Below are 25,921 nucleotides of genomic sequence, written 5' to 3' on the forward strand. Positions count from 1 at the left end.
CCGGTGATGCGGGCCCGGGGTTTCGCCGGCTGGAGGAGCGCTCTCGTCGTTCACCGGAGAATGGAAGCACAGCCTGCGGAACAGAGCTCTGTGACCAGCCGTTTCCGCTGCATCCCGGCGCCCCGCGGCCTGTCACACGTCACAGCGCCGACTCCCACGTCACCGTCGTGCCCCGCGCGCCCGACTCCGTACGGCCGTCGTCCGCCACCGTCAGGCGGACCCGGGACGGGCTCGCGTTCACCTGCACGTCGATGAAGGTGATCTCGCCGCGCCGGTGCGCCGCGGCCAGGGCGCCGCGCAGGGCCCCGAGCAGGTCGACCGCCACCGGATCCGGCAGCAGGGCGTCCACCGCGCCCGCGAAGTGCACCGACGGCTGGAAGCCGAGCACGGCCGCCGCCCCGCCCGTCTCGCGCAGCACCCGCCCCCGGAAGGTCGTCGGGGCGTCGGTCGGCGGCTGCTGGAGGGCGAAGATGGCCGTCCGGACCTCCTGGATGGTGGAGTCGAGCTCGTCCACGGCCCGGCTGAGCTCGTCGCCGACCGTGTCCCCGGACGGGGCGTTCGCGGCCCGCCGCCGGGTGCTTTCGAGCATCATCTCGGTGGCGAAGAGCCGCTGGACCACCAGGTCGTGCAGGTCCCGCGCGATCCGGTCGCGGTCCTCGTACACCGCCAGCTGCTCCCGGTCGTGCTGGGCGTCCGCGAGGACGAGGGCCAGCGCGGCCTGGGAGGCGAACTGCGCGGCGAGCAGCCGGTCCACCGCGTCGTACGCGGGGCCGCCCCGGGCGCGGGGCAGGGCCAGGGTGCCGATCAGCTGGCCGCCGCTCTGCAGCGGAAGCATCATGCTCGGCCCGAACCGCTCCCGCACGTGCGTGGTCATCCGGGGATCCGTCGCCGAGTCGTCGATGAAGACGGGTTCGCCGCCGAGGAGTTGTACCAGCACCGGCGAACCGGGGGCGATCGCCGTCCCCACCAGGTCCCCGGGGTCCCCCTGCGTGGAGGCGGCCACGATCTCCATGCCGCCCTCGGGGGTCGGCTGGAGCACCACCCCGGCCGCGGCGTCCGCCAGCAGCCGGGCCCGTTCGGCCACGCACATCAGGGCGTCCGCCGCGGGGCGTCCGGCGAGCAGGGTCGTGGTCACGGCGGCGGCGCCGTCGATCCAGCGCTCCCGGCGGCGCGCGGTCTCGTAGAGCCGGGCGTTGCCGATCGCTATGCCCGCCTGCGAGGCCAGGACGCGCAGCAGGGCGAGGTCCTCGTCCGTGAAGGGGCCGCCGCCCCGCTTCTCGGTGAGGTAGAGGTTGCCGAAGACCTCCGTGTGCACCCGGATCGGGACGCTCAGGAGGCTGTGCATGGGCGGGTGGCCCGGCGGGAATCCGGCCGCCCGCGGGTCCTGGGCGACGTCGTCCAGGAGCAGCGGGCGCGGGTCGCCGACGAGGGCTCCGAGCACGCCGGAGCGCGCGTCCGGCAGGTGCGGGATCGCGGCCCGCTCCTCCTCGGTGAGCCCTGCCGTGAACAGCTGGGTCAGCAGGACGCGCTCGGGGTCGACGACCCCGAGCGCTCCGTACCGGGCCGCGCACAGCTCGGTCGCGGAGTCCACGATGTGCTGGAGGGTGGTGTGCAGCTCCAGCTCGGACCCGACGTTGAGGACGGCTTCCAGCAGCACCGGAAGGCTCGCCGCCTCCTCGGCGGGCTCCCCGGGCTCCCCGGGGCCCCCGGACTCCGCGGGTTCGTAGGACTCCTCGGTCTCTTTGATCTCCTCGGACTCTTTCGGCTCCTGGGGCCTCATTCGGCCAGCGGGTTGAGGACCATGGGGGCGATCTTCCCTTCGAGCATCGCGCCGAGACCGAGTACGGCGCACACGTCCGGCCGTTCCGCGATGGCGACGGGCATTCCGGTGGCGTCCCGCAGCATCTGGTCCAGGCCCGGCAGCAGGGCGCTGCCGCCCACCATCATGATCCCCCGGTCCGTCAGATCGGCGACCAGGTCCGGCGGGCAGTCCCGCAGTACCTTGCCGATGCCGTCGAGGACGGCGGTCAGCGGCGTGTGGATGGCGTCCCGGACGGCCGCGGTGTCCACGTGGACGGAGCGGGCCAGTCCGGTGGCCACGTCGCGGCCGTGGATGAGGGTGGATGCCGGCCCCTCGGCGGTGAGGCCGTTGCCGTGGAGGGCCAGTTGCAGCGGCCGGACGGCCTGGCTGGGCAGCATCAGCTCGTGCGCGTGGCGCAGGTGCTGGACGACCGCGTGGTCGATGGCCTCGCCGCCGACCGGGATCCGCTCGGCGGTGACGATGGATCCGAGGGAGAGGACGGCCACCTGGGTGGCCGCCGCCCCGCACACCATGATCATCGTCGCGGTCGGCTGCTCCACGGGGAGTCCGCAGCCGACGGCCGCCGCGATCAGGGTGTCGACCAGTTCGACGCGCCGGGCGCCGAGCCCGACGAGGGTCTCCACGGTGGCCCGCTGGGCGAGCGGGTCCGCGTCGTGCGGGGTGCAGGCAGCGGCCCGCAGCCGCGGCTTGCGGCGCAGGGCGCGCCGCAGCTTCTCGCCGAGGAGGTGACGCAGCATCCGCTGGGCCATCTCGATGTCGACGACGGTGCCGCCGGAGACGGGGCGTACGACCCGGATGTAGTCGGGTGTGCGGCCGGTCATCCGTTCGGCGAAGGAGCCGACGGCGATGAGTGCGCCGGTGCGCGTGTTGACCGCGGCGACGCTGGGTTCGTCGACCACGAGGCCGACGCCCTTGACGTACACGCGGGTTCTTGCCGCCCCCAGGTCGACGGCGACGTGGCAGCGGCGCAACTGCTCAAGACTGACGGTCACGGCAGATCCTCCGAGAGCGCTGACGCAAGAGGGCCGACGGAAATGTCGGTCACTTTTCATATCATCGCGGGCAATTCGGTCTCATGGCCCGTTGAGCTGCTCCGGCCGGGGGGTGCGTCGCGGCTGCATGGGGGTGGATTTCTGTACCGACAGGCAGCACCATGCGCGCACCGCACGCGCTACTCACGCGTAACAAGGTAAAGGGGACCCGATGCTGACGGCCCGACAGAGACTGCAGGCGCTTCCACCCCTCCCGGCGCTCCTGACTCTTCCGGTGCTCCTGGCACTCCTGACGCTGTGCCTCGCGCTGCCGACGGCTTCACCGGCCCAGGCCTCCTCCCGCAATCCGGTGGTCCTCGTGCACGGCTACAACGCCGACCCGGGAGTCTGGGGAGCCCTGCGCGCGGACCTGCGCGCCGCCGGGTACACCGACGCGGAGCTCTTCTCCTTCGGCTACGACACCCACCAGTCCGTCAACGAGGTCCTCGCCGGGCGGCTCGGCGCCTACGTCGACCAGGTACGCCGGGAGACCGGCGCCGCCAAGGTCGACGTCGTCGCGCACTCCTTCGGTTCGCTGGTCAGCCGCTGGTACGTGAAGTTCGGCGGCGGCGCGGCCGCCGTGGATCACTGGGTCTCACTGGCCGGACCCAACCGGGGCACCTCCACCGCCTGGGCCTGCGCGCTGTGGGACCAGGCGTGCCGGGACATGACCCCCGGGTCGTACGTGGTGAAGAACCTGAACGGCGGGGACGAGACCCCGGGCGCGGTGACGTACGCGACCTTCTGGTCCAACTGCGACGAGGTCGTCAACCCGGACGACAGCGTCCCGCTGACCGGAGCCGCCAACACGCCGGTCGGCTGCCTCAAGCACAACGACCTGCTCGGCGACGACGGCACCTCGGCCGGGATCCGCGCCTTCCTCTCCTCCTAGCCTTCTGGCCTCCTGGCCTCCTGGCCTCCTAGTAGGGGGTGTCGTCCAGGGAGAACCGCTGCAGCAGGCCGTAGGTGAACTCCGCCACGCAGGGCCGCCCCCGCGCGGCGAAGGCCAGGCGCCAGCGGGTCGGCGCGGTGCCCTCCATCGGCCGGACCGGGGCGAAGGCCCGCGCCACCTCGTCCACCGTCGCCGACCAGGGCCGCAGATCGTCCGGCGACTCCAGTACGGGCCCCCGCGCGCCCGGGGTCCGCACCAGCCACTCGTTCCACACGGCACCGTCCGGCGCGGCCAGCACCTCGAAGCGCAGGTCCGGCCAGAGCGGCAGCGGCCACAGCAGGGCCTCGCACTCCAGGTCGCCGATCGTGCGGTGCTCGGCGGACTCCGGCGGGCCGAGCACCGAGCGGTACCGGGCGAGGGCCCCGCGGGAGCGGGGTGAGCGGACCATCGCCTGCCAGTGCTTGTTCGCCGCGCGCTGGTCCGCGAGCGAGGCGCCCAGCCGGTGACGGGCCTCGTCGGCGAGGTCCGGCTGGAAGTCGGCCATCCGCCGCAAGAGCACCAACTGGAATCCGGTCGGCCCGAAAGATGTCATGGAAGGAACGATTCCACACAGGATCCTTACGTTCTCGGGATCCGGATGTTGCCGCAGACCACGTAGCCTGCGGGCGCCATGAACTATTGCCACGCCTGCCGGAGGCACCTCAACGGCGCACTGGCGTGCGCCGGATGCGGAACCCCCGCCGAGTACCTGATACCCGCCGCCTCCGGCGCCGCGCCGACCGCCGTGCCCGCCGCCGAGGCGCCTGTACCCGGACCGCCGACCGCACTGGCCGAGGTCTTCGCCGACTCGCTCGTCGTGCTGTCCGCGCCGAACGAACGGCGCGCGGGCGCCCGCCGCCGGGTCACGCACCGGCGCCGCCGCCGGACCGTGCTGTCGCTCTCGCTCGGCCTGCTGATCGCGGTCGGGGGCTCGATGGCGGTGGCCCGCATGGCCACCGACGGGGAGCGCGCCGACCGGGCCGCGACCGTGGTGCTGACCGACGACGGCCCGCAGCAGCCCGCCCCGCTGCCCGACGCTCCGACGGCCGGTGCGCCCACGGGACCGGGAAAGGCCACGGCGAAGGCCCCCGCCACGGGTACGAAGACGGCCGGTGCCGCGGCGTCTTCCGGGAGCGCCGCGCAGCCGGGTCCGGCCTCGTCCGCCCCCGCGCCCGCGACGTCGGACCCGGCGTCCCGTACTCCCGGCCCGGCGCCGTCCGCAGGGAAGACCGCGTCGGGGAAGCCGTCGCCGAGCGCCTCCGCGAGCACGCAGCCACCGTCGCCCCCGCAGTCCCCGACGCCGTCGCCCTCACCGACCAAGAGCTGCTGGATCTTCTGCTGGTTCTAGGCCCCGTCGCCAGGCCCTCCCGGACCCCTGCCGCCGCCCGCGGACACGCGTCCGGAGGATTCTTTCGGCCGGTGAGCCGGACCGGGCCAGGCCGGACGACCGGGCCAGGCCGGACCGGGCCAGGCCGGGCGCATGCCGGGCGCATGCCGGGCGTATGCCGGGCCGGGGCCGGCCGGGCGGTGCCGTCAGGCCAGCATGCGCCTGAGGAGGTCCCGCAGGACCGTCCGTTCCTCCGCGGACAGCCCGGCCAGCGGTTCGCGGGCGAAGTCCAGCGACTCGCGCAGCCGCTCCGCGGCCAGCGTGCCCTCCTCGGTGGGGGCGGCCAGCTTCACCCGGCGGTCCGCCGGGTCCGGGCGGCGTTCGACCAGGCCCCGGGTCTCCAGGCGGTCGACGATGCCGGTCACGTTGGAGGGCTCGCACCGCAGCTTCAGCGCGATGCGCCGCATCGGCATGGGCTCCAGGGAGAGCATGTTCAGCACCTTGGCCTGGGCGCCGGTGAGCTGGTGGCTGGCGGCCGCGTGCTCGTACTCCATGTGATAGCGGGCCACGACGTCGCCGATGAGCTCGACGACTTCGACGGTCACTGGGTCCACTCGACGACTGGGCATGGAACCAGCGTACCCATTTACTTGACAACATGAAATATCTAGGCGCATGGTTGTTTCACCTAGTGAAGCAATTTCGTTCTGACCAGGAGCGCCGCATGTCCCAGATCCCCGCCGTCAGCCGCGAGTGGCACCTCGTCCGTCGCCCGCAGGGCTGGCCCGTCGCCGAGGACTTCGCCCTGCGCGAGGTGCCCGTGTCCGCCGAGCCCGCCGCCGGCCGGATTCTCGTGCGCAACCTGCACATGTCCGTGGACCCCTACATGCGCGGCCGGATGAACGACGTGAAGTCCTACATCCCGCCCTTCCAGCTGGACGAGCCGATGCAGGGCGGCGCGGTCGGCGAGATAGTCGCCTCCGCCGCCGAGGGCTTCGCGGTGGGCGACCACGTGCTGCACCACCTGGGCTGGCGCGAGTACGCGGACCTCGACGCCGCGCACGTCGTCAAGGTGGACGCCTCGCTCGCCCCGCTCTCCGCCTACCTCGGCGTCCTCGGCATGCCGGGTCTGACCGCCTACGCCGGACTCTTCGAGGTCGCCTCCTTCAAGGAGGGTGACTCCGTCTTCGTCTCCGGTGCCGCCGGTGCGGTCGGCAGCCTCGTCGGCCAGTTCGCCAGGATCAAGGGCGCGTCCCGGGTGATCGGCTCCGCCGGCTCGGACGAGAAGGTGACGCTGCTCACGGAGAAGTACGGCTTCGACGCCGCCTTCAACTACAAGAACGGCCCCGTCGCCGAGCAGCTGCCGGCCGCCGCCCCCGAGGGCATCGACGTCTACTTCGACAACGTAGGCGGTGACCACCTGGAGGCCGCCATCTCCTCGATGAAGGTGAACGGCCGGGCCACCCTGTGCGGCGCGATCGCCGGCTACAACGACACCGAGGCCGCCCCCGGCCCGCGCAACCTGATGCAGGTCATCGGCAAGCGCCTGCGCCTCCAGGGCATCCTCGTCAACGACCACAACGGACTGCAGCAGCAGTTCGTCCAGGACGTCGCCGGATGGCTGCGTTCCGGTGAGCTGCGGTACGACGAGACGGTCGTCGAGGGTGTCGAGAACGCCACCTCCGCCTTCCTCGGCATGCTGCGCGGCGAGAACACCGGAAAGATGATCGTTTCTTTCACCGGTTAGGCTCACTGCACACCGTCGTGATCGTGGGCGCGACTCACGGCGATTACCAGGAGGATTTTCCTTTATGTCCATCCAGCAGTCCGACGTCGCCTACACCGCTGTCGCCACCGCCGAGAACGGCCGTGACGGTCGCGTCGCCACCAACGACGGCCAGCTCGACGTCGTCGTGAACCCGCCGAAGGAGCTCGGTGGCAGCGGCGCCGGTACCAACCCGGAGCAGCTGTTCGCCGCCGGCTACAGCGCCTGCTTCCAGGGTGCCCTGGGCGTCGTCGCGAAGAACGTGAACGCCGACATCTCCGGCTCCACGGTCACCGCCGAGGTCGGCATCGGCAAGAACGACGAGGGCTTCGGCCTCATCGTCAAGATCTCCGCCGTGATCCCGAACGTGGACGCCGCCACCGCCAAGAACCTCATCGAGAAGGCCCACGAGGTCTGCCCGTACTCGAAGGCCACCCGCGGCAACATCACCGTCGAGCTCGCCGTCTGATCCGACGCTCGCAGCGCGAAGGCCGCACCCCCACCGGGGTGCGGCCTTCGCCGTAAACTGGCCCCATGCGTGATCTTGCGGGGGGCTTCCGGTATCTGCTGGCCGGACAGCGATGGGTGTTCGGCCACGGCCGGTGGCTGGGCTTCGGGCTGCTGCCCGGGCTCGTGGCGTTCGTCCTCTACGCCGGCGCCCTGATCGGGCTCGGCTACGGGGCCGACGACCTGACGGCCTGGGCCACCCCCTTCGCCGACGACTGGTCCTCGCCGTGGCTCGCGCTCTTCCGCGGCTTCCTGACCGCCCTGCTCTTCAGCCTCGGGCTGTTCCTCGCGGTGATCACCTTCACCGCCGTGACCCTGCTGATCGGCCAGCCGTTCTACGAGTCCCTCTCGGAGCAGGTCGACCGCAGCGAGGGCGGCGAGGTGCCGCAGTCGGGGCTCCCGCTCTGGCTGGAGCTGTGGATCTCGGCCCGGGACAGCGTGAAGGTTCTCCTGCGGGTGCTGCTGTACGGGATCGTGCTCTTCGCCCTCGGGTTCATCCCGGTGATCGGCCAGACGGTGATCCCGGTGCTCGGCTTCTGCGTCTCCGGGTACTTCCTGACCCAGGAGCTCACCGCCGTGGCCCTGCAGCGGCGCAAGGTGGAGCTGCCCGACCGGCTGGAGCTGATGCGCTCGCGGCGGCTGCTGGTGCTGGGCTTCGGGGTGCCGCTGGTGCTGGCGTTCCTGGTGCCGCTGGTCGCGGTGTTCCTGATGCCGGGCGCGGTGGCCGGCGCCACGCTGATGGCCCGCGACCTGATGCGGACCGACGAGGCTCGGGCCACCGAAACCACCCCCGCGGGCTTCGGCCCGCCGCCGCCCGCGTACTCGTAGCGCCCCGGCCCGGGCCGGCTACCGCTTCAGCAGCAGGACGGCCCCCGTCGTGTCCTCCCCGCCGTGCGCGGCCGGGTCCGCGGCGAGCCGCCGGCGCAGCAGGTCCACGTACGGGGTGACCAGCTCGGCGCTGACGCCCTGCTCCTCGGCGGTGCGCAGCATCGTGCCGCTGCCCGCGACCTGCATGGCCAGGTTGGACACCACCCCCGAGGTGAAGTCCCGCGAGGTCAGCCGCTCGGCGGCGTTGCCGACGAAGAAGCCCATCGCGCCGAGCCACTCGGACAGCAGCGGGGCCAGGTCCTTCGGGGCGATGTCCTCGCCCTCGATCAGCGCGTAGGCGTGCGAGATGCCGGCGAACATCCCCCACATCGCGCTGAGCAGCGCCACATCGTGCAGGGCCGCGTGCTTGGGGTTCTCGCCGACGAAGCGGGACCCTGCCGGGACCTCCAGGACCGCCCGGTGGCTGTCGAAGAGTGCGCGCGAGCCGCTGTAGAAGACGTAGCCGCCGGCCTCGGGGACCCCGATCATCGTCGGCGTGGCCATGATCCCGCCGTCCAGGTACCGGGCGCCGCGCTCCTCGGCCCAGGCGGCGCGGGCGCGCGCGTCGGCCGGGGTGCCGGTGGTGAGGTTGACGAGGTCCTTGCCGGTCAGGTCGATGCCGTCCAGGGCGGAGCCGACGCTGGCGTCGTCCAGCAGGCAGACCACGACCAGCGCGTTCGCGGCGACCGCGCCGGCCGCGGTCGCGGCGACGGAAGCCCCTTCGGCGGCCAGCGCCTCGGCCTTGGCGGGGGTGCGGTTCCAGACGGTCAGGGAATGCCCGGCGGCGAGCCAGGTGCGGGCGAGGGCGGTGCCCATGTCGCCGAGGCCGAGGAGGGTGAGGGAGTGCTGCGGTGCGGTGTGGGTGTCGGTCATGGCGTTTAGCCTGGTGGCGGGCGGCAGGACGCTCAAGTACGCACTTTGGAGTGGGTGGTTACCCCAAGGTGAGCGAGCAGGTGGGGAGGGTGCGCGATGGCGGTGGCACGAAGGCCCGGTGCGGATCACTGTGGGATCGCCGCGGCGATGTCCGTGATCGACGGCAAGTGGAAGGTATCGCTCCTGTGGGAGCTGGAGCAGCGCCCGCGCCGGTTCGGTGAACTGCGCAGGCTCGTCCCCGGGGTCTCGGAGAAGGTGCTCGCCGCCCAGCTGCGCGAGCTGGAGACCGACGGCATCGTGCACCGCGAGGTGTACGAGGAGGTGCCGCCGCGCGTCGAGTACTCCCTGACCCCGCTGGGCCAGGACCTGAACGCGGCCCTGGAACCCCTGGGGATGTGGGGCAGCAAGCACCTGCTGCCCGACTCGGCGTAGACCGCAGCGGCAAGACCAGGCGATGCGCGCACAGACCGGGCCGGGTACGGGGTGCCGGGCGCGCCGGGGCCGGGCGCGCGCCGGGGCGTCTCCTCGGGTGCCGAACGTGGCCAGGGCCGGAGAGCGCAGCGGAAGTGGGTTCGGAGCCCTGTGGGGACGCCCCGGCACACACCCCACCCCGTCACAACCGGCGGGCAGACCTCAGGTCCGGGGCTCCACCCACAGCGCCTCGGCGACGGCGCACAGTTCGCCGCCGGCCGTGGCCAGGGCCGTGCCCACGGTGTACTTGCGGCCCGAGGACGACAGCATCCAGGCGTACGAGACGAGCCCCTCGCCCACCGGCACCGGCCGCAGCAGCCGGGCGCCGAGCGCGGCCGTGACCGCACCGGCCCCGCGGCCGTCGAGCAGCCGCCCGGCCGCGTTCCCGGGGCAGTCCAGTGCGCCCCACACCAGCTCGGGCGGCAGCAGCCCGTCCGCGCCACCGAGTCCGGGCGCGGGCGTCCAGGCCGCGGCGACCAGCTCGCGGCCCGGCACCGTACCGCAGTGCAGGCGCAGCCCGGTGGCGGGCGTCCGGTCCAGGCCGCAGCCGAAGCAGTCGGGCTGACCGTCCGGCGGGTCCGCCCGGAAGGCCTCGGCCGCGGCCACGGCCCGGTCCCAGGACGGGGCTTCGGGCCAGTGCGTGCCAGGCGCCCCGACCGGGGTCGCCACGGCCAGGAGCAGCTCGCCGTCCGTCAGCTCGCAGCCGCCGTCCGCGATCGCGGCGAGCCGCACCGGCGCCCCGGTCGGCACGGGCCGCCGGAAGTCCACCCGTACGTCCTTCGCGGCGGCCCGGGCGGCCAGTACGCCCGCCACGTAGCCGCCGAAGGCCACCCCCGGATATCCGTGGAGGCGTTCCGGAACCGTGATCGTCTCGAAGTCGCTCATGGCACCCACCTCATCACACCGGGACCGTGGCGACCGAGGCCGTCACCACCGAGGGCGTACGGTCGTCCGCCTCGGCCAGCAGGGCGCCGCCCGGGGCCCACACGGCCGAGCGGCCGCAGCCGGTCCACGGGCCCGCCGGGCCGACGTGGTTGGCGAGGACCACGTACAGGCCGTGTTCCTTCGCGATCCCGGGGTGGACGGTGGCGCGCTCGTGGATCCCGTCGCCCGTGCCGTACAGGGAGCTCGCCAGGTGGACCCGGCAGCCGTCGGCGGCGCCCCGGCCGGGCAGTTCGGGGAAGTGGTTGTCGAAGCAGATGCCCAGACAGAAGCGGATCCCGCCGAGTTCGAAGCGCCCGTCGCCCCGGCCCGGTTCGAAGACCTCCTGCTCGTGGCGGTAGAGGTGCTGCTTCGCGTACGTCGTCACGTGCGCGCCGTCCGCGTCGTGGACCAGCGTCGCGATGGCGGGGCGCGGGCCGCCGGTGGGCAGGGCGACGTTCACGGCGGTGGCGATCCCGGCGGAGCGCAGCGGATCCAGCCGGGGGTCGTCGGCGGCCGTCCACAGGCCCGGGTCGGCGGCCAGTGCGGCGAGCTCGTAGCCGGTGAGCGTGAGCTCGGGGAACACCACCAGCTCGGCGCCCTCTTCGCGGGCCGCGGCGGCGAGGTCCGCGGCCCGCGCGACGTTGGCCCGGACATCGGCGGGGGTACAGGTCAGCTGCGCTGCGGCGATCTTCACCGGGTCAGGATGCCAGCCCGGCGGCGACCTCCTTGAGCAGGGCAAGGAAGGCGAGGGCGGCGGGGGAGGGGGCGATCCCGCGCGGGGTGGCGGCGTAGACCCGGCGGCGCGGGGTGTCGTCCGGGTGCAGGGGGACGAGCGCGAGGTCGGCCCGTGCCGAGGAGGCGGCGAGCGCCGGGATCACTTCCCGGTCTCCCTCGCCGCGAAGGACGTGTCCCTGGCCACCGCCCACGCGGCGCTGCCGGTCCTGGAGTCGGTGCACGCCGCGCTGACGTCCCGTCCGGACCTGGCCGACCGGGACCTCTCCGCCCTCCGCGCCTGACCCGCCCGGGCGGCGGGGCGGGACTTCGCCCACGGCCCGGATCAACCTGCATAAAATGCCTGTGTGATCTTCATTGTGGTGAAATTCCCCGTCAAGCCCGAATACGTCGACGCGTGGCCCGACAAGGTCGCGCCCTTCACCCACGCCACCCGCGCCGAACCCGGGAACCTCTGGTTCGAGTGGTCGCGCAGCCTGGAGGAGCCGGACACCTACGTCCTGGTCGAGGCCTTCCAGGACGACGCCGCCGAGGCGCACGTCACCTCGGAGCACTTCCGCGCCGCGCTGGAGACCATGCGGCCGATGGTGACCCGTACGCCCGAGATCGTCAGCACCACCATCGAGGGTGCGAACGGCTGGAGCCGGATGGGCGAGCTCCAGATCGACTAGGTCGTGTCCGGGCCCCGCAGCAGGGTCAGGAAGGAGCGGAAGGCGGCGGGCATGTCGACCGATTCGGGGGCCAGCAGCCACTGGTACTGGAGGCCGTCCATGACCGCCGTCAGCAGCGGGGCCACCTGCTCGGGGGTGAGGCCGGAGGGGAGGCGGTCGCCGAACTCGGCGCGCAGCACCGCCGCCATCTCCGAGCGGACCTGGGCGTAGCGCTCGGTGAAGAACTCCCGGGCCGGGTGCCCGTCGGTGACGCTCTCGCCCAGCAGCGCCGAGAAGGTCTGCACGATGCCCGGGCGCATGGCGTTGTACTCGACCAGCGAGTCCAGCAGGTCCAGGCGCCAGGTGTCGGCGGCGGAGCGCGAGCCGCCGCCCGTGTCCCAGCGGTCGCGTTCCTCCAGTACCGCGACCAGCAGGGCCTCCTTGGTCGGGAAGTAGTGCAGCAGCCCCTGCTGGGTCAGGCCCACGCGTTCGGCGACGGTGGCCAGGGACGCGCCCCGGTAGCCGCGCTCCGCGATCACCTCGACGGCCGCGCGGACGATCTCCCCGCGGCGTTCCTCGCTCCTCGCCCTGACCATCGATCCGGCACCCCTTCCCGTTCGCGTTCACGTGCTGTGCCCTGCCCACAGGACCGTACTGGATCCAAATATCACGAACACATTACGAACCCTACCGTTCAACAGGTAACAGGTCCACGATGGGGGCACCGCACCGAGCAACCGCACTCAACGAGGAGGCACGGCCGTGACCGATGCCGATCAGGTCCGCGATCAGATGCGCAGCGACGCCGTCGAGGCGGCGCTGGGCAAACTGGACCTCGACACCAAGACCCGGCTCCTGGCCGGCCAGGACATGTGGTCCCTGCCCGCCGTCCCCGCGATCGGGCTGGAGTCCCTGGTCTTCTCCGACGGGCCCATCGGGGTCCGCGGCGTGCGCTGGACCGCCGACGACCCGTCCATCGCCCTGCCGTCCCCGACCGCGCTCGCCGCCGCCTGGGACCCGGAGCTCGCCCGCCGCGCCGGCCGGCTCCTCGCCCAGGAGGCCCGCCGCAAGGGCGTGCACGTCCTCCTCGCGCCCACCGTCAACCTGCACCGCTCCCCGCTCGGCGGCCGGCACTTCGAGTGCTACTCCGAGGACCCGTACCTCACCGGCGCCGTCGGCTCCGGCAATGTGAACGGTGTCCAGGACGGCGGCGTCGGCACCACCGTCAAGCACTTCGTCGGCAACGACGCCGAGACCGACCGGTTCACCGTCGACAGCGCCATCGCCCCGCGCCCCCTGCGCGAGCTGTACCTGGCGCCCTTCGAGGCCATCGTCGCCAATGCCCACCCCTGGGGCATCATGACCGCCTACAACCAGGTCAACGGCACGACCATGACCGAGCACCAGTACCTCGTGAACGAGGTCCTGCGCGCCGAATGGGGCTTCGACGGCTGCAACGTCTCCGACTGGATGGCCGCCCGCTCCACCGTCGGCGACATCCTGGGCGGCATGGACGTGGCCATGCCCGGCCCCACCACCGTCTACGGCCCCGCCCTCGCCGAGGCCGTCCGCGCCGGCGAGGTCCCCGAGTCCGCCGTGGACGAGGCCGTGCGCAACGTCCTGCGCCTCGCCGCCCGCGTCGGCGTCCTGGAGGGCGCCCCCGCCGCCGTGGAGAGCGCCCCGGCCCCGATCGACGGCCAGGCGCTGGCCCGCGAGCTCGCCGCCCGCGGCTTCGTCCTGGTCCGCAACGAAGGGGCGCTGCCGCTCGACGGGGCCGCCGGCCGCACCGTCGCCCTGTCCGGCGCCGCCGCCCGTGACGCCCGTGTACTCGGCGGGGGCAGCGCCACCGTATTCCCCGAGCGGATCGTCTCCCCGCTCGACGGCCTCACCGCCGCCCTCCCCGAGGGCGCCCTCACCTACAGCATCGGCGCCGACCCCTCCGACGAGCTCACCCCCGCCGGCCAGGGCTTCGAGCTCCACGCCGTCTGCCGCGACGCCTCCGGGACCGTCCTCGGCGAGGGCGGCCTGCCCTCGGGCCAGGTCCAGTGGATCGGCGACGACCTGCCCGCGGGGGTCACGTACGAGACCATGGCGAGCATCGAGGTCCGCGGCACCTTCGTGCCGCGCGAGAGCGGCGAGCACGCCTTCGGCACCCGCGGACTCGGCGCCTTCGCCCTGACCGTCGGCGGCGAGCACCTGTGGAGCGGCGTCCAGGAGATGGGCAACGAGGCCGACCCCTTCGAGGCCTTCTTCGGCGCCCCCAGCGAGCGCGCCCGCCTCACCCTCACCGAGGGCGAGCCCGTGGAGGTGTCACTGACCTTCCAGGTCCCCGACATGTCCGCGCTGCCGCTCCGGGCGATCATGTTCTCGCTGCTCCACCTCGGCCCGCGGCGCGACGCCGACGAGCTGATCGCCGAGGCCGTGGCCGCCGCGCGCGAGGCCGGCACCGCCGTCGTGGTCGTCGCCACCACCGAGCGCGTGGAGTCCGAGGGCTTCGACCGGCAGGACCTCACCCTCCCCGGCCGCCAGGACGACCTGGTGCGCGCGGTCGCCGCCGTCAACCCGAACACGGTGGTCGTCGTCAACGCGGGCTCCCCGGTGGAGCTCCCGTGGCGCGAGGACGTGGCCGCCGTCCTGCTGACCTGGTTCCCCGGGCAGGAGGGCGGGGCCGCGCTGGCCGACGTACTCCTCGGCGACGCGGAGCCCGGCGGGCGGCTGCCCACCACCTGGCCCGCGCGGTTCGCGGACGCGCCCGTCACCGAGGTCGTCCCGACCGAGGGGCGCCTGGAATACCGCGAGGGGCTCTTCGTCGGCTACCGGGCGTACGAGAAGCACGCCGTGACCCCCGCCTACCCCTTCGGGCACGGACTCGGCTACACCGACTGGACGTACGACTCCCTGGAGGCCACCGGCGACACGGTCCGGGTCCGCCTCACCAACACCGGCGCCCGCCCCGGCCGCGAGGTCGTCCAGGTCTATCTGGCGCCCGCGCCCGCGCACGCGCACGAGACCGTGGAGCGCCCGGCGAGCTGGCTGGCCGCCTTCGCGGGCGTCGCGGCGGGCCCCGGCGAGAGCGTCGAGACCGAGATCGCCCTGCCCGCCCGGGCCTTCGAGATCTGGGACGAGGAGGCCCGCGGCTGGCGGCGGATCGGCGGCACCTACGAGGTCCGCGCGAGCCACTCGCACGGTGACACCCGGCTGACCGCGACGCTCGACATCGCGTGACACGCCGTATGGCCGGAAATCACCCCTGAGAACCGGTCCGGGGGCGGGCCCTGACTCCCACCTCCGGACCCGCCGTGCGCCGGGGCGTCAACGCGGCGGTTCGGCCGCCGTCACCTGGCGGTGCGCCAGTTCCGCGAGCCGCGCCTGCCCGTCCTTGCCCGGATGGAACCAGTCCCAGCGGCTCAACTGATCCGCCGCGAAGGGGTACTGGAACACGGCACCGCCGTCGTAGCGGCACAGCGCGTCCTTCGCGCAGACCTCGCGCAGCACCTCGTTGTACTCCACCACCCGCGCCCGCACCTGCTCGCGCCGGGCCGTCGCCCCCGAGGCCGCCGACAGCGGATCGGCGAGCATGGACTGACAGATCCCCAGCTTCCAGATCTGCCGCACCATCGGGAGGTCCTTGCCCTGCTCCCACAGCCGCTGCAGGTCCGGCACGCTGGAGACGTACACCTGCGAGGCGGGGGACGCGGTCCGCAGGCCCGCGAGGGCCTGCTCGAAACCGGACCGGAACTCCGCCACCGGCGTCATCGACGAAGCCGTGGGCCGGCAGGCGTCGTTCGAGCCCACCATCACCGTGACCAGGTCGGGCTTGTGCGCGGCGGCCCCCGCCAGCTGAGCCGGCAGGTCCGCCATCCGCGAGCCGGTCACCGCGTAGTTCCAGCTCCGGGCGGGCGCCTCGGCGTCCCCGAGCAGCCGGGCGGCGAGGGAGCGGACCGCGGGGTCGTTCCCGGTGGCCCAGGAGACCTCCGGGCAGTCGGCCAGGACCGAACAGGCGTCGAAACCACGCGTGATGGAGTCGCCCACGGCCGCGATCGAGGCGGGTGCCGTGTTCCAGCGCGGTGCGCCCTGCGCCCCGCTCTCCCCGCCCTGCCCGCCCGACCCGCCCGAGCTGCACCCGGTGGCCGTCCCGGCCAGCAGGACGAACGCCGCGCCCGCGCCCGCGAGGGGCCGGCGCGCGCGGCGGCGCGGAGCGGTGGTGCGCATGGGAAGGGGCCCTCCTTGTCATCCCCACATCGTTCGGGGGGTCCTGCTGAGTGAAAGCTCTGTGTTTACGGGTCTTGGAGCGACCGTACGTCACACCATGACCCCTGGCGCACGGTAGCTTTTTCCCGTGGCGTTTCGGCCGCAGGTCCCGTAGCGCAATGTCAAATAATTTCCGTTACATTACATCACGTCACATACTGTCCGTTTTCTGGAGTTTATTCCCGACCTCGTCCCACACTGGAGGTCCCGGTGACGACACGTGGAGTTCTGTACGTGCATTCCGCACCGCGCGCGCTCTGCCCGCATGTGGAATGGGCTGTTGCGGGCGTGCTCGGGGTGCGGGTGAACCTCGACTGGATCAGACAGCCCGCCTCCCCGGGCACCTGGAGAGCCGAGTTCTCCTGGCAGGCCGAAGCGGGCACCGCCTCGAAACTCGCCTCCGCGCTGCGCGGCTGGCACCTGCTGCGCTTCGAGGTGACCGCGGAACCGTGCCCGACCGCCGAGGGCGAGCGCTACAGCTCCACCCCGGAGCTCGGCATCTTCCACGCCGTCACCGGTATGCACGGCGACATCCTGATCCCGGAGGACCGGCTGCGCGCCGCCCTCGCCCGCTCCGCGCGCGGCGAGACCGACCTGGAGGCGGAGATCGCCAAGCTGCTCGGCAAACCGTGGGACGACGAACTGGAGCCCTTCCGCTACGCGGGCGAGGGTGCCCCGGTCCGCTGGCTCCACCAGGTGGTCTGAGCCTGCGGCAGGCATGCGGCAGGCCTGCAGCGGGCACGCAGAAGGCACGCAATAGGCACGCAGAAGGCCCACCCGGATTCACCGGGTGGGCCTTTCGCGTGGCTCGGACGTACTAGACCGTGCGGAATGCCAGGGTCACGTTGTGGCCGCCGAAGCCGAAGGAGTTGTTGATCGCGGAGATCGGGCCGTCGGCCGGCAGCTTGCGCGGCTCGCCGACGACGATGTCCGCGTCGATGTCCTCGTCGAGGTCGTCGATGTTGATCGTCGGCGGGGCCAGCCGGTTGTACAGCGCCAGCACGGTCGCGACGGTCTCGATACCGCCCGCGCCGCCCAGCAGGTGACCCGTCATCGACTTGGTCGCGGAGATGGCGATGTGGTCGAGGTCGTCGCCCAGCACCTTGCGCAGGGCCTTCAGCTCGGCCGTGTCACCCTGCGGGGTCGACGTGGCGTGCGCGTTCAGGTGGACCAGCTCGGCCGGGTCGAGACCCGTGTTGTCGAGCAGGTTCTGCACCGCGGCCGCGACACCGCGGCCGGTCGGCTCCGGCTGCGCGATGTGGTGGCTGTCCGCGGACAGACCCTGGCCCAGCACCTCGCAGTAGACCCGGGCACCGCGCGCGGCGGCGTGCTCGGCGGACTCCAGGACGACGACGCCCGCGCCCTCGCCCAGTACGAAGCCGTCACGGGCCTTGTCGTACGGGCGGGAGGCCTGCTCGGGGTTCTCGTTGTTCTTGGACATCGCCATCATGTTGGCGAACGCGGCGATCGGCAGCGGGTGGATCGCCGCCTCGGTGCCGCCCGCGACGACCACGTCGGCGCGGCCGGAACGGATCATCTCGACGGCGTAGCCGATGGCCTCGGCACCGGACGCGCAGGCGCTGACCGGAGTGTGCACGCCCGCCTGGGCGTTGACCTCCAGGCCGACGTTGGCCGACGGGCCGTTCGGCATGAGCATGGGGACGGTGTGCGGGGAGACCCGGCGCACACCCTTGTCCTTCAGGACGTCGTACTGGTCGAGCAGGGTGGTGACACCGCCGATGCCGGAGGCGATCACGGTGCCCAGACGCTCGGGCGCGATGAAGGCGCCCTCTTCCGTCTCCTCACCGGCCGGGGTGGTGTAACCGGCGTCGGCCCACGCCTCGCGGGCCGCGATGATGGCGAACTGCGCCGAGCGGTCCAGCTTGCGGGCCAGCGGCCGGGGCAGGACCTCACTCGGGTCGACGGCGGCCCGAGCGGCGATGCGTACCGGGAGTTCGGCGAAGCGCTCGCCCTCCAGGGGCTTCACGCCGGAACGGCCGGCAAGCAGACCTTCCCAGGTCGAAGCGCTGTCGCCACCCAGCGGAGTGGTTGCGCCGATACCGGTGACGACCACGGTGCGATTGGTCGGGCTCACAGGAATTCTTTCTCCACGTCTCAGGGGGTGCTGAATTGTCACGGCGCCACCGCCAGGTGGCGACAAACGCTCGTCAGGCTCAGGCCTGGTGCTTCAGGATGTAGTCAGCGGCGTCGCCGACCGTCTTGAGGTTCTTGACATCCTCGTCCGGGATCTTGACGTCGAAGCGCTCTTCGGCGGCGACGACGACCTCGACCATGGAGAGCGAGTCGACGTCCAGGTCGTCGGTGAAGGACTTCTCGATCGCGACGTCCTCGGTGGGGATACCGGCGATCTCGTTGACGATCTCCGCGAGACCCGCGACGATCTCTTCCTGCGTGGCGGCCATGTGGCGCTCCTTCTATAGCTAACTGAGGTGGAACAGGGTGGGATGTGGATCCCGGCCCTAGGGGAGGGTAACGACCGTCGCGGCGTAGACGAGTCCCGCCCCGAAGCCGATGACGAGCGCGGTGTCGCCGCTCTTCGCCGCTCCGGTCGCCAGGAGCCGCTCCATAGCGAGCGGAATCGAGGCGGCCGACGTGTTGCCGGTGGTCTCCACGTCACGGGCGACCGTGACGTGCTCCGGCAGCTTCAGAGTCTTCACCATCGAGTCGATGATCCGCATGTTCGCCTGGTGCGGAATGAAGACGTCCAGGTCGTCCGCGGTGATCCCGGCCGCGTCGAGCGCCTGCTGGGCCACCTTGGCCATCTCGAAGACGGCCCAGCGGAAGACCGCCTGACCCTCCTGGGTGATGGCCGGAAACTTCTCGCCGCCGTCTTTGCCGAGGTACTCGTCCCACGGCACGGTCTGCTTGATCGTCTCGGACTTGTCGCCCTCCGAACCCCACACCGTGGGGCCGATGGCCGGCTCGTCCGAGGGACCGACGACCACGGCGCCGGCGCCGTCACCGAACAGGAAGGCCGTCGCGCGGTCCTCCAGGTCGGTCAGGTCCGAGAGCCGCTCCACGCCGATGACGAGGACGTACTCCGCGGAACCTTCCACCACCAGACCCTTGGCCAGGGTCAGGCCGTAGCCGAATCCGGCACAGCCGGCGGAGATGTCGAAGGCGGCGGGCTTGCCCGCGCCGATCCGGTGCGCGATCTCGGTCGCGACGGCCGGGGTCTGCTTGAAGTGCGAGACCGTCGAGACGATCACGGCACCGATCTGCTCCGGGGCGACACCGGCGTCGGCCAGCGCCTTCCCCGAGGCCTCCACCGACATCGCGGAGACGGTCTCCTGGGGCGAGGCCCAGTGCCGGGTCGCGATGCCGGAGCGGGAGCGGATCCACTCGTCGGACGAGTCGATGGTCTCGAGGATGACCTCGTTGGGCACCACACGGGTCGGGCGGTAGCCGCCGACACCGAGGATGCGGGCGTAAGGGGAGCCCTTGGCCGGCTTGATCTTGGACATGCTGTGTGGGCTCCTTCTCTCAGGCCGTCAGTTCGGCGATGAGCGCCGCGGCCTTGTCGAGATCGTCCGGGGTCTTCAGAGCCACGCTCGGTACGCCCTTCAGCGCGCGCTTGGCCAGACCCGTCAGGGTGCCACCGGGGCAGAGCTCGATGATTCCCGTGACGCCCAGTTCGGCGAACGTCTCCATGCACAGGTCCCAGCGGACCGGGTTGGCGACCTGACCGACCAGGCGGGCGACGACATCGGCGCCCGTGGTGACGACAAGGCCGTCCTTGTTCGAGACGTACTTCAGCGCCGGGTCCGCCGGGGTGAGGGCCTCGGCGGCCTTCTCCAGCGTGGCGACCGCGGGGGCCATGTGGTGCGTGTGGAAGGCGCCCGCGACCTTGAGGGCGACGACCTTCATGGAGCCTTCGGGCTTGTCGGCCTCCAGAGCGGCGATCTGCTCCATCGTGCCGGCGGCCACGATCTGACCCGCGCCGTTGATGTTCGCGGGCGTCAGGCCCAGCTTCTCCAGGTGTGCGACGACCACGTCGGGGTCACCGCCGAGGACCGCGGCCATGCCGGTCTCGGTGACCGCGGCGGCCTCGGCCATCCCCAGACCGCGGGTCCGGACGAACGACAGCGCGTCGGCCTCGGACAGCACGCCGGCGTAGGCGGCGGCGGTGATCTCACCGACGCTGTGGCCTGCGACGGCGCCGAAGGCGGCCGGGGAACCGAGCGCGGATGCGGACAGCAGGCCCGCGGCGACCAGCAGGGGCTGGGCCACGGCCGTGTCGCGGATCGCGTCGGCGTCTGCGTTCGTGCCGTAGTGGGCAAGGTCGAGCTCGATGGCGTCCGACCACGCGGCGACGCGGTCAGCGGCACCGGGAAGTTCGAGCCAGGGAGTCAAGAAGCCGGGCGTCTGAGCGCCTTGGCCGGGAGCGACGAGTACGAGCACCCTCACACTCTCTCTTGTGGATGGTCCCTGCCGCCCGTGGGGACAGGGACGAAGAACCGTCGGGGTAATTGTTGATGTCCGACAAAAGTCTAGGACTGGGGGTCGCCGTCGGCCAGACGCCCGAGAATCAGGGCGATTCGCAGCGTGAACGCCGAGCGGACATCAGAAGGAGACCATCCGGTGACGTCGGTCACACGTCGTAGCCGGTAGCGCACCGTGTTGGGGTGCACGAACAGCATCCGCGCCGCCCCTTCCAGGCTGCTCGCCTGCTCCAGGTAGACGCTCAGGGTCTCCAGCAGCGCGGACCCCGCCTCCTCCAGTGGTCTGTAGATCTCCTCCACCAGCTGATCCCTGGCGGCGGGATCGGAGGCGATGGCCCGTTCCGGCAGGAGATCGTCCGCCAGGACCGGCCGAGGGGCATCCTGCCAGGCCGTGCACGCTTTCAGCCCGGCCGCCGCGGCCTGCGCCGATTTCGTCGCGTTCAGCAGGTCGGACACCACCGGTCCGGCCACCACCGGACCCGCCGCGAACGGTCCGATCAGCGACTTGGCCACCTGGATCGGGTTGTCGCTGCCGCCCGCGATGACGACCAGCCGGTCCCCGAGCACACCGGTGAGGACCTGGAGCTTGTGGTGACGGGCCGCGCGCCGGATCGCCTCGACCGTCAGCTCGCTGTCGCCCTCCGGCGCGGTGCCGAGCACCACGCACACGTGCTCCGGGGAGTTCCAGCCCAGCGCCGCCGCCCGCGACAGCGCACCCTCGTCCGCCTCGCCGGACAGCACCGCGTTGACGACCAGGGACTCCAGCCGGGCGTCCCAGGCCCCGCGCGCCTCGGCGGCCTGCGCGTACACCTGGGCGGTCGCGAAGGCGATCTCCCGGGCGTACACCAGCAGCGCCTCGCGCAGGATCGACTCGTCGCCCGGGGCCGCCACCTCCTCGATCGCGGCCTCCATGACCTCGATCGTGGTGCGGACCATCTCGACGGTCTGGCGCAGGGTGATCGCCCGGGTCAGCTCGCGCGGAGCCGTCCCGAAGACATCGGTGGAGATGGCCTGCGGGGTCTCCGGGTGCCTGAACCACTCCGTGAACGCGGCGATACCGGCCTGGGCGACCAGGCCGATCCAGGACCGGTTCTCGGGCGGCATGGCCCGGTACCACGGCAGGGTCTCGTCCATGCGCGCGATCGCGTTGGCGGCCAGCCGGCCCGCGGACTTCTCCAGTCGGCGGAGGGTCGCGGTGTGCGGATGGGCGGGAGCGGGATGCGCGGCATGTGTGGCGGGCGAATGCTCACGTTCGGGTTGGGGCACGTGACAAGACTGCCTTATCGGGACGGGTACGCGGAGTCCGGTCCCGCCTGCGGCCCGCGCCCCGGGCCGCGGCGGGGTCTACCGTGGCGTCCATGATTGATGTTCGCCCCGGCGCCGACCGGTACGAGGGCGGGGACCCGGCCGCCGGGATCACCACCCGGCACGCCTTCTCCTTCGGCGCCTTCTACGACCCGGACAATCTGCGCTTCGGGCCGGTGCTCGCCTGCAACGAGGAGACCCTCGCGCCGGGCGCCGGCTTCGACGAGCACCCGCACAGCCACACCGAGATCGTGACCTGGGTGATCGAGGGCGAACTCACCCACCAGGACAGCACCGGCGAGAAGAGCGTGGTGCGGCCGGGGGACGTACAGCGGCTCAGCGCCGGTTCCGGGGCGCGGCACGTGGAGCGCAACGACGGCGCCGGGCGGCTGCGTTTCGTGCAGATGTGGCTCGCGCCCCTCGCCGCGGGCGGCGAGCCCTCGTACGGGGTCGTCCGGGGGATCACCGGCGCCGCGCCCTACGAGGTCCCCGCGGCCGGCGCCGTGCTGCACGTCCGGCGGCCCGGCGCGGGCGAGCGCGTCGCCGTACCCGCGGCGGACCGGGTGTACCTGCACGTGGTGCGCGGGGACGTGCGCCTGGACGGGGCGGAGCTGGGCCCCGGGGATTCGGTACGGATCACCGCCGAACGGGACCTGGAGGTCGTCGCCGGATCCCCGGGGGAGCTGCTGATCTGGGAGTTCCCCGCCCCGTCCGGATCCGGAGGAGACACCCCCTAGCGGGAGCGGAGCTCGGCCAGCACCGCGTCGGTGAACGGGGTCCAGGCCTCGGCCGCCCACGGGCCGAAGGCGCGGTCGGTCAGCGCCACGCACGCGGCGCGCGCGTCCGGGTCCACCCACAGGAAGGTGCCGGCCTGGCCGAAGTGGCCGAAGGTGCGCGGCGAGGAGGAAACGCCCGTCCAGTGCGGGGACTTGTGGTCGCGGATCTCCAGGCCGAGGCCCCAGTCGTTGGGGGACTGGTGCCCGTAGCCGGGCAGGACGCCCTTGAGTCCTGGATGGACCACGGAGGTGGCCTCGGCGACCGTACGGACGTCCAGCAGCCGCGGCGCCTGCAGCTCGGCGGCGAACCGCAGCAGGTCGGCGACGGTCGAGACGCCGTCCTTGGCGGGCGAGCCCTCCAGGGTGGTCCGCTCCATGCCCAGCGGCTCGAAGACCGCCTGGTGCAGGTACTCCGCGAAGGGGATGCCGGTGGCCTTGGCGATGTGGTCGCCGAGCTCCTCGAAACCGGCGTTCGAGTACAGCCGGCGCTGCCCGGGCGGGGCCGACACCCGGTGCTCGTCGAAGGCCAGGCCGCTGGTGTGCGCGAGCAGGTGACGGACCGTCGACCCCTCGGGCCCGGCCGGCTCGTCCAGCTCGATCGCCCCCTCCTCGTACGCGACGAGGGCGGCGTACGCGGTGAGCGGCTTGGTGACCGACGCCAGGGCGAACCGGTGGTCGACGGGCCCGTGGGAGCCCGCCAGGCTCCCGTCGGCCCGTACGACGGCCGCCGCGGCGGTCGGTACCGGCCAGGTCTCGATGATCCGCAGGCTTTCCATGCCGTTCCCGTCCTCCACGCTGTCCATGCCGCCGAGCCTACTTGCTTGGAGTGCACTCAAGGGTTTTAGCGTGGAGTCATGAGCCAGAGCCTGACGCAGACGCGGTACACGATCAGCGAGGTCGAGGCCCGGACCGGTCTGACCCAGCACACCCTGCGCTGGTACGAGCGGATCGGCCTGATGCCGCACGTGGACCGCTCCCACTCGGGGCAGCGGCGCTTCACCGACAAGGACCTCGACTGGCTGGCCTTCGTGGGCAAGCTGCGCGCCACGGGGATGTCGGTGGCGGACATGGTGCGGTACGCCGAACTGGTCCGCGAGGGCGAGCACACGGTGGGGGAACGCCGGGAGCTGCTGGAACGCACGCGCCGCGAGGTGCGCTCGCGGATCACGGAGCTCACGGACGCGCTCGCCGTACTGGACTACAAGATCGATATGTACGCCATGAAAACGGTATCGGGGAAGGCACAGCAATGACGGAGCACGGCATCACCCTCGAACAGGTAGAGCTCGGCAAGGGCGGCCCGCTGGTCGGCGTCCAGGGCCTCGGCTGCATGGGCATGAGCGAGTTCTACGGGGACACCGACGAGGCGGCGGCCCGCGAGACCCTGGACGCGGCGCTGGCCGCCGGGGTCACCCTCTTCGACACCGCGGACGTCTACGGGCGGGGGCGCAACGAGGAGTTCCTGGCGCCCTTCGTGGCCGCCCACCGGGACGAGATCACCCTGGCGACGAAGTTCGCCATAGAGCGCACCGACGACCCGCAGTACCGGGGCGTCCGCAACGACCGCGGCTACGTCCGGGCGTCCGTGGAGGCCAGCCTGCGCCGGCTCGGCGTGGACGTCATCGACCTGTACTACATGCACCGGCGCGACCCGGCCGTGCCGTTCGCCGAGTCCGTCGGCGCCATGGCGGAGCTGGTGCAGGAGGGCAAGGTCCGCTACCTGGGCCTCAGCGAGGTCACCGGAGCGGAACTGCGCGAGGCGCACGCCGTGCACCCGATCGCGGCGCTCCAGTCGGAGTGGTCGCTGTTCAGCCGGGACGTGGAGCGCAGCGCGGTGGGCGCGGCGGCGGAGCTGGGCGTGGCCTTCGTGCCGTACTCCCCGCTGGGCCGGGGCTTCCTGACCGGGTCCTTCGCGGACGCGTCCGCGGAGCTGTCGCAGAACGACTTCCGCCGCTACCAGCCGCGCTTCAACGGCGACAACGCCAAGGCCAACGCGGAGCTGCTGGTCCCGGTCCGGGAGATCGCCGCGCAGCGCGGTGCGACCCCGGCGCAGATCGCCCTGGCCTGGGTGCAGCAGCGGGCGAAGGTGCACGGGCTGACCGTGGTCCCGATCCCGGGCACCCGCAAGCCCGGACGGCTGCGCGAGAACACCGGGGCGACCCGGATCACCCTCACCCGGGCCGAGCTGGACCTGCTGGAGCCGATCGCCGCCCAGGTCGCCGGGAACCGCTACCCGGATATGAGCTTCACCTCGGCGGTGCGGGAGGGCTAGGCCGTCCCTCGGCCCAGCCGCCGGGCCCCGCTCAGAGCGACTCGGCGGCGAACCGGTCCCGCAGCGCCGCGTACTCCGCGTCCGTGAGCAGCCCCGCCGCGTGCAGCTCGCTCAGGTGCCGCAGCCGGTCGTCGCCGGAGCGGGCCCGTGGCACGGAGGCGACCGGGGTACGGGCGCGCAGGGCGGCCAGGACGGCCGCGGCGAACGGCAGCGACTCGTGCACCGCCCCGTAGCCCGTGCCGAAGACGGCCGCCGCCAGGTCGTGGTCCGGGCGGGGGTCACCGGTGGTGTCCCGCAGCAGCAGCCGCAGGTGCCCGCCGGGGCCCTCCGGGGAGCACCACTCGACGCCGGTGAGCGCGGCCAGCGGGAAGCGCTGGTCGCCCGCCTTCCACTTGGCGCTGGAGGCGCCCGTACGGGACCAGTGGAAGGTGACCGCCGAGCCGTCGAAGCCCACCCGGGCGTCGTACGCCTTCAGGTGCAGCGGCGGCTGCGGCACGTCGACGAGGAAGCGCGCGGACGGCTCGGCGGCATCCGGCCCGAGCCGGGACCGCAGCGCGTCGGCGAACGCCGTGGCGGCCGGCGCCCGGTCGCCCGGCAGCACCAGCCGGTACGGGTCGCACGCCTCCTTGAGCTGCCCGGCGGCGGCCTCCATCAGCGGATCCGCGCCCGGCCGCGGCAGGGCACGCAGAACCACCGTGTCCCGCTTGTTGCCGGTCACGGTCACGGTCACGGCGGACACCGCTTCGAGGGGGATCCGGCGCGAGCCCAGGGCATGCCAGAGTCGTGGCAGCCTCGGCGTTCTGATCCCCCGTGCGAAGCGGATGAGCACCGAGTCCGAGTCGAACTCCCAGACGGCATGATTTCCGGCCAGTACGTCACCCATGCGGCACATCGTAAACGGCGGCGCCCCCGCACGTCCCCCCGGTTGCGGGGACCGATTTCCGCGCCTCTACG

The 25,921-nt window shown here is 72.5% G+C and carries 29 protein-coding genes; 12 read left to right on the forward strand and 17 right to left on the reverse strand.

What is annotated here, in order from left to right; genetic code table 11:
- Positions 1-139: 139 nt before the first annotated feature.
- Positions 140-1,780, reverse strand: a complete 1,641-nt coding sequence (locus tag ACFY04_RS39370) for a GAF domain-containing protein (protein WP_389125075.1) — start codon at positions 1,778-1,780, stop codon at positions 140-142.
- Positions 1,777-2,814 (reverse strand): rod shape-determining protein, encoded by a 1,038-nt coding sequence (locus tag ACFY04_RS39375; RefSeq protein ID WP_389125078.1) that lies wholly within the window; start codon positions 2,812-2,814, stop codon positions 1,777-1,779. The genes ACFY04_RS39370 and ACFY04_RS39375 overlap by 4 nt, the downstream gene beginning before the upstream one ends.
- 274 nt (positions 2,815-3,088) lie before the next feature.
- Here ACFY04_RS39375 and ACFY04_RS39380 point away from each other — a divergent pair, with 274 nt between their 5' ends.
- The gene (locus ACFY04_RS39380) at positions 3,089-3,745 is read left to right on the forward strand and encodes an esterase/lipase family protein (RefSeq protein ID WP_389125080.1); all 657 of its coding nucleotides are present in this window, start codon (positions 3,089-3,091) and stop codon (positions 3,743-3,745) included.
- Positions 3,746-3,773: 28 nt separating this feature from the next.
- Here the strand turns inward: ACFY04_RS39380 and ACFY04_RS39385 are convergent, their stop codons facing one another.
- Positions 3,774-4,337, reverse strand: coding sequence for a hypothetical protein (locus ACFY04_RS39385; protein ID WP_389125083.1), 564 nt, complete (start codon positions 4,335-4,337; stop codon positions 3,774-3,776).
- Positions 4,338-4,415: 78 nt separating this feature from the next.
- Between ACFY04_RS39385 and ACFY04_RS39390 the strand changes: the two genes are divergently transcribed.
- Positions 4,416-5,132: a hypothetical protein gene (locus ACFY04_RS39390; RefSeq protein ID WP_389125086.1), complete on the forward strand. Its 717-nt coding sequence runs from the start codon at positions 4,416-4,418 to the stop codon at positions 5,130-5,132.
- A 185-nt stretch (positions 5,133-5,317) separates the two neighbouring features.
- On the opposite strand, the gene ACFY04_RS39395 is transcribed toward ACFY04_RS39390, so the two are convergent.
- Positions 5,318-5,740, reverse strand: coding sequence for a MarR family transcriptional regulator (locus tag ACFY04_RS39395; protein ID WP_030011102.1), 423 nt, complete (start codon positions 5,738-5,740; stop codon positions 5,318-5,320).
- 95 nt (positions 5,741-5,835) lie between these two features.
- Between ACFY04_RS39395 and ACFY04_RS39400 the strand changes: the two genes are divergently transcribed.
- From ACFY04_RS39400 to ACFY04_RS39410, 3 genes are all read left to right on the forward strand, one after another.
- On the forward strand, positions 5,836-6,858 hold the full coding sequence (locus ACFY04_RS39400; protein WP_389125089.1) for an NADP-dependent oxidoreductase: 1,023 nt from the start codon (positions 5,836-5,838) through the stop codon (positions 6,856-6,858).
- Positions 6,859-6,922: 64 nt separating this feature from the next.
- Positions 6,923-7,345, forward strand: a complete 423-nt coding sequence (locus ACFY04_RS39405) for an organic hydroperoxide resistance protein (protein WP_389125091.1) — start codon at positions 6,923-6,925, stop codon at positions 7,343-7,345.
- A 65-nt stretch (positions 7,346-7,410) separates the two neighbouring features.
- The gene (locus ACFY04_RS39410) at positions 7,411-8,211 is read left to right on the forward strand and encodes an EI24 domain-containing protein (protein WP_389125093.1); all 801 of its coding nucleotides are present in this window, start codon (positions 7,411-7,413) and stop codon (positions 8,209-8,211) included.
- An 18-nt stretch (positions 8,212-8,229) separates the two neighbouring features.
- Here ACFY04_RS39410 and ACFY04_RS39415 read toward each other — a convergent pair whose 3' ends face one another.
- Complete coding sequence (locus ACFY04_RS39415; RefSeq protein ID WP_389125096.1) at positions 8,230-9,123, reverse strand: NAD(P)-dependent oxidoreductase; 894 nt, start codon at positions 9,121-9,123, stop codon at positions 8,230-8,232.
- A 147-nt stretch (positions 9,124-9,270) separates the two neighbouring features.
- Between ACFY04_RS39415 and ACFY04_RS39420 the strand changes: the two genes are divergently transcribed.
- Positions 9,271-9,555, forward strand: a complete 285-nt coding sequence (locus tag ACFY04_RS39420) for a winged helix-turn-helix transcriptional regulator (RefSeq protein ID WP_389125099.1) — start codon at positions 9,271-9,273, stop codon at positions 9,553-9,555.
- Between the two features lie 201 nt (positions 9,556-9,756).
- On the opposite strand, the gene ACFY04_RS39425 is transcribed toward ACFY04_RS39420, so the two are convergent.
- Genes ACFY04_RS39425 through ACFY04_RS39435 form a run of 3 tightly spaced genes read right to left on the reverse strand, consistent with a single transcriptional unit; the run spans position 9,757 to position 11,396 of the window.
- Positions 9,757-10,479, reverse strand: coding sequence for a hypothetical protein (locus ACFY04_RS39425; protein WP_389125102.1), 723 nt, complete (start codon positions 10,477-10,479; stop codon positions 9,757-9,759).
- 13 nt (positions 10,480-10,492) lie between these two features.
- Positions 10,493-11,212 carry a carbon-nitrogen hydrolase family protein gene (locus tag ACFY04_RS39430; protein ID WP_389125104.1) on the reverse strand — a complete coding sequence of 240 codons (720 nt, stop codon included), beginning with the start codon at positions 11,210-11,212 and terminating at the stop codon, positions 10,493-10,495.
- 4 nt (positions 11,213-11,216) lie between these two features.
- Positions 11,217-11,396 carry a hypothetical protein gene (locus ACFY04_RS39435; RefSeq protein WP_389125107.1) on the reverse strand — a complete coding sequence of 60 codons (180 nt, stop codon included), beginning with the start codon at positions 11,394-11,396 and terminating at the stop codon, positions 11,217-11,219.
- A 201-nt stretch (positions 11,397-11,597) separates the two neighbouring features.
- Between ACFY04_RS39435 and ACFY04_RS39440 the strand changes: the two genes are divergently transcribed.
- Complete coding sequence (locus tag ACFY04_RS39440; RefSeq protein ID WP_030715439.1) at positions 11,598-11,921, forward strand: putative quinol monooxygenase; 324 nt, start codon at positions 11,598-11,600, stop codon at positions 11,919-11,921.
- On the opposite strand, the gene ACFY04_RS39445 is transcribed toward ACFY04_RS39440, so the two are convergent.
- On the reverse strand, positions 11,918-12,496 hold the full coding sequence (locus ACFY04_RS39445; RefSeq protein ID WP_389125110.1) for a TetR/AcrR family transcriptional regulator: 579 nt from the start codon (positions 12,494-12,496) through the stop codon (positions 11,918-11,920). The genes ACFY04_RS39440 and ACFY04_RS39445 overlap by 4 nt on opposite strands.
- A 196-nt stretch (positions 12,497-12,692) precedes the next feature.
- Here ACFY04_RS39445 and ACFY04_RS39450 point away from each other — a divergent pair, with 196 nt between their 5' ends.
- Complete coding sequence (locus ACFY04_RS39450; RefSeq protein WP_389125136.1) at positions 12,693-15,125, forward strand: beta-glucosidase; 2,433 nt, start codon at positions 12,693-12,695, stop codon at positions 15,123-15,125.
- 87 nt (positions 15,126-15,212) lie between these two features.
- On the opposite strand, the gene ACFY04_RS39455 is transcribed toward ACFY04_RS39450, so the two are convergent.
- Positions 15,213-16,112, reverse strand: a complete 900-nt coding sequence (locus ACFY04_RS39455; RefSeq protein WP_389125111.1) for an SGNH/GDSL hydrolase family protein — start codon at positions 16,110-16,112, stop codon at positions 15,213-15,215.
- Positions 16,113-16,361: 249 nt separating this feature from the next.
- Here ACFY04_RS39455 and ACFY04_RS39460 point away from each other — a divergent pair, with 249 nt between their 5' ends.
- Positions 16,362-16,856: a DUF3145 domain-containing protein gene (locus tag ACFY04_RS39460; protein WP_030160508.1), complete on the forward strand. Its 495-nt coding sequence runs from the start codon at positions 16,362-16,364 to the stop codon at positions 16,854-16,856.
- A 112-nt stretch (positions 16,857-16,968) separates the two neighbouring features.
- Here ACFY04_RS39460 and ACFY04_RS39465 read toward each other — a convergent pair whose 3' ends face one another.
- The 5 genes from ACFY04_RS39465 to ACFY04_RS39485 all read right to left on the reverse strand — a co-directional run bounded on the left by ACFY04_RS39465 (position 16,969) and on the right by ACFY04_RS39485 (position 21,880).
- The gene (locus ACFY04_RS39465; RefSeq protein WP_373039062.1) at positions 16,969-18,246 is read right to left on the reverse strand and encodes a beta-ketoacyl synthase; all 1,278 of its coding nucleotides are present in this window, start codon (positions 18,244-18,246) and stop codon (positions 16,969-16,971) included.
- A gap of 79 nt (positions 18,247-18,325) precedes the next feature.
- Positions 18,326-18,574, reverse strand: coding sequence for an acyl carrier protein (locus ACFY04_RS39470; protein ID WP_384372313.1), 249 nt, complete (start codon positions 18,572-18,574; stop codon positions 18,326-18,328).
- Between the two features lie 57 nt (positions 18,575-18,631).
- Entirely contained in the window at positions 18,632-19,636 is a 1,005-nt protein-coding gene (locus tag ACFY04_RS39475; protein WP_030009996.1) for a ketoacyl-ACP synthase III, read from the reverse strand.
- Between the two features lie 19 nt (positions 19,637-19,655).
- Complete coding sequence (locus ACFY04_RS39480; protein ID WP_389125113.1) at positions 19,656-20,573, reverse strand: ACP S-malonyltransferase; 918 nt, start codon at positions 20,571-20,573, stop codon at positions 19,656-19,658.
- Between the two features lie 89 nt (positions 20,574-20,662).
- Positions 20,663-21,880, reverse strand: coding sequence for a PucR family transcriptional regulator (locus ACFY04_RS39485; RefSeq protein WP_373039059.1), 1,218 nt, complete (start codon positions 21,878-21,880; stop codon positions 20,663-20,665).
- A 92-nt stretch (positions 21,881-21,972) separates the two neighbouring features.
- Here ACFY04_RS39485 and ACFY04_RS39490 point away from each other — a divergent pair, with 92 nt between their 5' ends.
- A complete protein-coding gene (locus ACFY04_RS39490; protein ID WP_389125116.1) occupies positions 21,973-22,656 on the forward strand; it encodes a pirin family protein in 684 nt (227 codons plus the stop codon).
- On the opposite strand, the gene ACFY04_RS39495 is transcribed toward ACFY04_RS39490, so the two are convergent.
- Complete coding sequence (locus tag ACFY04_RS39495) at positions 22,653-23,471, reverse strand: serine hydrolase domain-containing protein (protein ID WP_389125138.1); 819 nt, start codon at positions 23,469-23,471, stop codon at positions 22,653-22,655. The genes ACFY04_RS39490 and ACFY04_RS39495 overlap by 4 nt on opposite strands.
- Before the next feature lie 78 nt (positions 23,472-23,549).
- On the opposite strand from ACFY04_RS39495, the gene ACFY04_RS39500 reads away from it, so the two are divergent.
- Positions 23,550-23,948 carry a MerR family transcriptional regulator gene (locus ACFY04_RS39500; protein ID WP_202201697.1) on the forward strand — a complete coding sequence of 133 codons (399 nt, stop codon included), beginning with the start codon at positions 23,550-23,552 and terminating at the stop codon, positions 23,946-23,948.
- The gene (locus tag ACFY04_RS39505) at positions 23,945-24,967 is read left to right on the forward strand and encodes an aldo/keto reductase (RefSeq protein ID WP_389125118.1); all 1,023 of its coding nucleotides are present in this window, start codon (positions 23,945-23,947) and stop codon (positions 24,965-24,967) included. The genes ACFY04_RS39500 and ACFY04_RS39505 overlap by 4 nt, the downstream gene beginning before the upstream one ends.
- A 31-nt stretch (positions 24,968-24,998) precedes the next feature.
- Here ACFY04_RS39505 and ACFY04_RS39510 read toward each other — a convergent pair whose 3' ends face one another.
- A complete protein-coding gene (locus ACFY04_RS39510) occupies positions 24,999-25,859 on the reverse strand; it encodes a DUF4429 domain-containing protein (RefSeq protein ID WP_389125121.1) in 861 nt (286 codons plus the stop codon).
- Between the last annotated feature and the right edge of the window lie 62 nt (positions 25,860-25,921).

Origin of the sequence: Streptomyces sp. NPDC001549 (genome assembly GCF_042894025.1) — a bacterium.
GTDB lineage: Bacteria > Actinomycetota > Actinomycetes > Streptomycetales > Streptomycetaceae > Streptomyces > Streptomyces kutzneri.

Bases quoted from the DNA above. Each gene is read 5' to 3' on its own strand.
- ACFY04_RS39370 (WP_389125075.1), bottom strand. From the start codon at position 1,780: ATGAGGCCCCAGGAGCCGAAAGAGTCCGAGGAGATCAAAGAGACCGAG.
- ACFY04_RS39385 (WP_389125083.1), bottom strand. From the start codon at position 4,337: ATGACATCTTTCGGGCCGACCGGATTCCAGTTGGTGCTCTTGCGGCGG.
- ACFY04_RS39390 (WP_389125086.1), top strand. From the start codon at position 4,416: ATGAACTATTGCCACGCCTGCCGGAGGCACCTCAACGGCGCACTGGCG.
- ACFY04_RS39395 (WP_030011102.1), bottom strand. From the start codon at position 5,740: ATGCCCAGTCGTCGAGTGGACCCAGTGACCGTCGAAGTCGTCGAGCTC.
- ACFY04_RS39400 (WP_389125089.1), top strand. From the start codon at position 5,836: ATGTCCCAGATCCCCGCCGTCAGCCGCGAGTGGCACCTCGTCCGTCGC.
- ACFY04_RS39405 (WP_389125091.1), top strand. From the start codon at position 6,923: ATGTCCATCCAGCAGTCCGACGTCGCCTACACCGCTGTCGCCACCGCC.
- ACFY04_RS39410 (WP_389125093.1), top strand. From the start codon at position 7,411: ATGCGTGATCTTGCGGGGGGCTTCCGGTATCTGCTGGCCGGACAGCGA.
- ACFY04_RS39415 (WP_389125096.1), bottom strand. From the start codon at position 9,123: ATGACCGACACCCACACCGCACCGCAGCACTCCCTCACCCTCCTCGGC.
- ACFY04_RS39420 (WP_389125099.1), top strand. From the start codon at position 9,271: ATGTCCGTGATCGACGGCAAGTGGAAGGTATCGCTCCTGTGGGAGCTG.
- ACFY04_RS39425 (WP_389125102.1), bottom strand. From the start codon at position 10,479: ATGAGCGACTTCGAGACGATCACGGTTCCGGAACGCCTCCACGGATAT.
- ACFY04_RS39445 (WP_389125110.1), bottom strand. From the start codon at position 12,496: ATGGTCAGGGCGAGGAGCGAGGAACGCCGCGGGGAGATCGTCCGCGCG.
- ACFY04_RS39450 (WP_389125136.1), top strand. From the start codon at position 12,693: ATGCGCAGCGACGCCGTCGAGGCGGCGCTGGGCAAACTGGACCTCGAC.
- ACFY04_RS39455 (WP_389125111.1), bottom strand. From the start codon at position 16,112: ATGCGCACCACCGCTCCGCGCCGCCGCGCGCGCCGGCCCCTCGCGGGC.
- ACFY04_RS39470 (WP_384372313.1), bottom strand. From the start codon at position 18,574: ATGGCCGCCACGCAGGAAGAGATCGTCGCGGGTCTCGCGGAGATCGTC.
- ACFY04_RS39475 (WP_030009996.1), bottom strand. From the start codon at position 19,636: ATGTCCAAGATCAAGCCGGCCAAGGGCTCCCCTTACGCCCGCATCCTC.
- ACFY04_RS39490 (WP_389125116.1), top strand. From the start codon at position 21,973: ATGATTGATGTTCGCCCCGGCGCCGACCGGTACGAGGGCGGGGACCCG.
- ACFY04_RS39495 (WP_389125138.1), bottom strand. From the start codon at position 23,471: ATGGAAAGCCTGCGGATCATCGAGACCTGGCCGGTACCGACCGCCGCG.
- ACFY04_RS39500 (WP_202201697.1), top strand. From the start codon at position 23,550: ATGAGCCAGAGCCTGACGCAGACGCGGTACACGATCAGCGAGGTCGAG.
- ACFY04_RS39505 (WP_389125118.1), top strand. From the start codon at position 23,945: ATGACGGAGCACGGCATCACCCTCGAACAGGTAGAGCTCGGCAAGGGC.
- ACFY04_RS39510 (WP_389125121.1), bottom strand. From the start codon at position 25,859: ATGTGCCGCATGGGTGACGTACTGGCCGGAAATCATGCCGTCTGGGAG.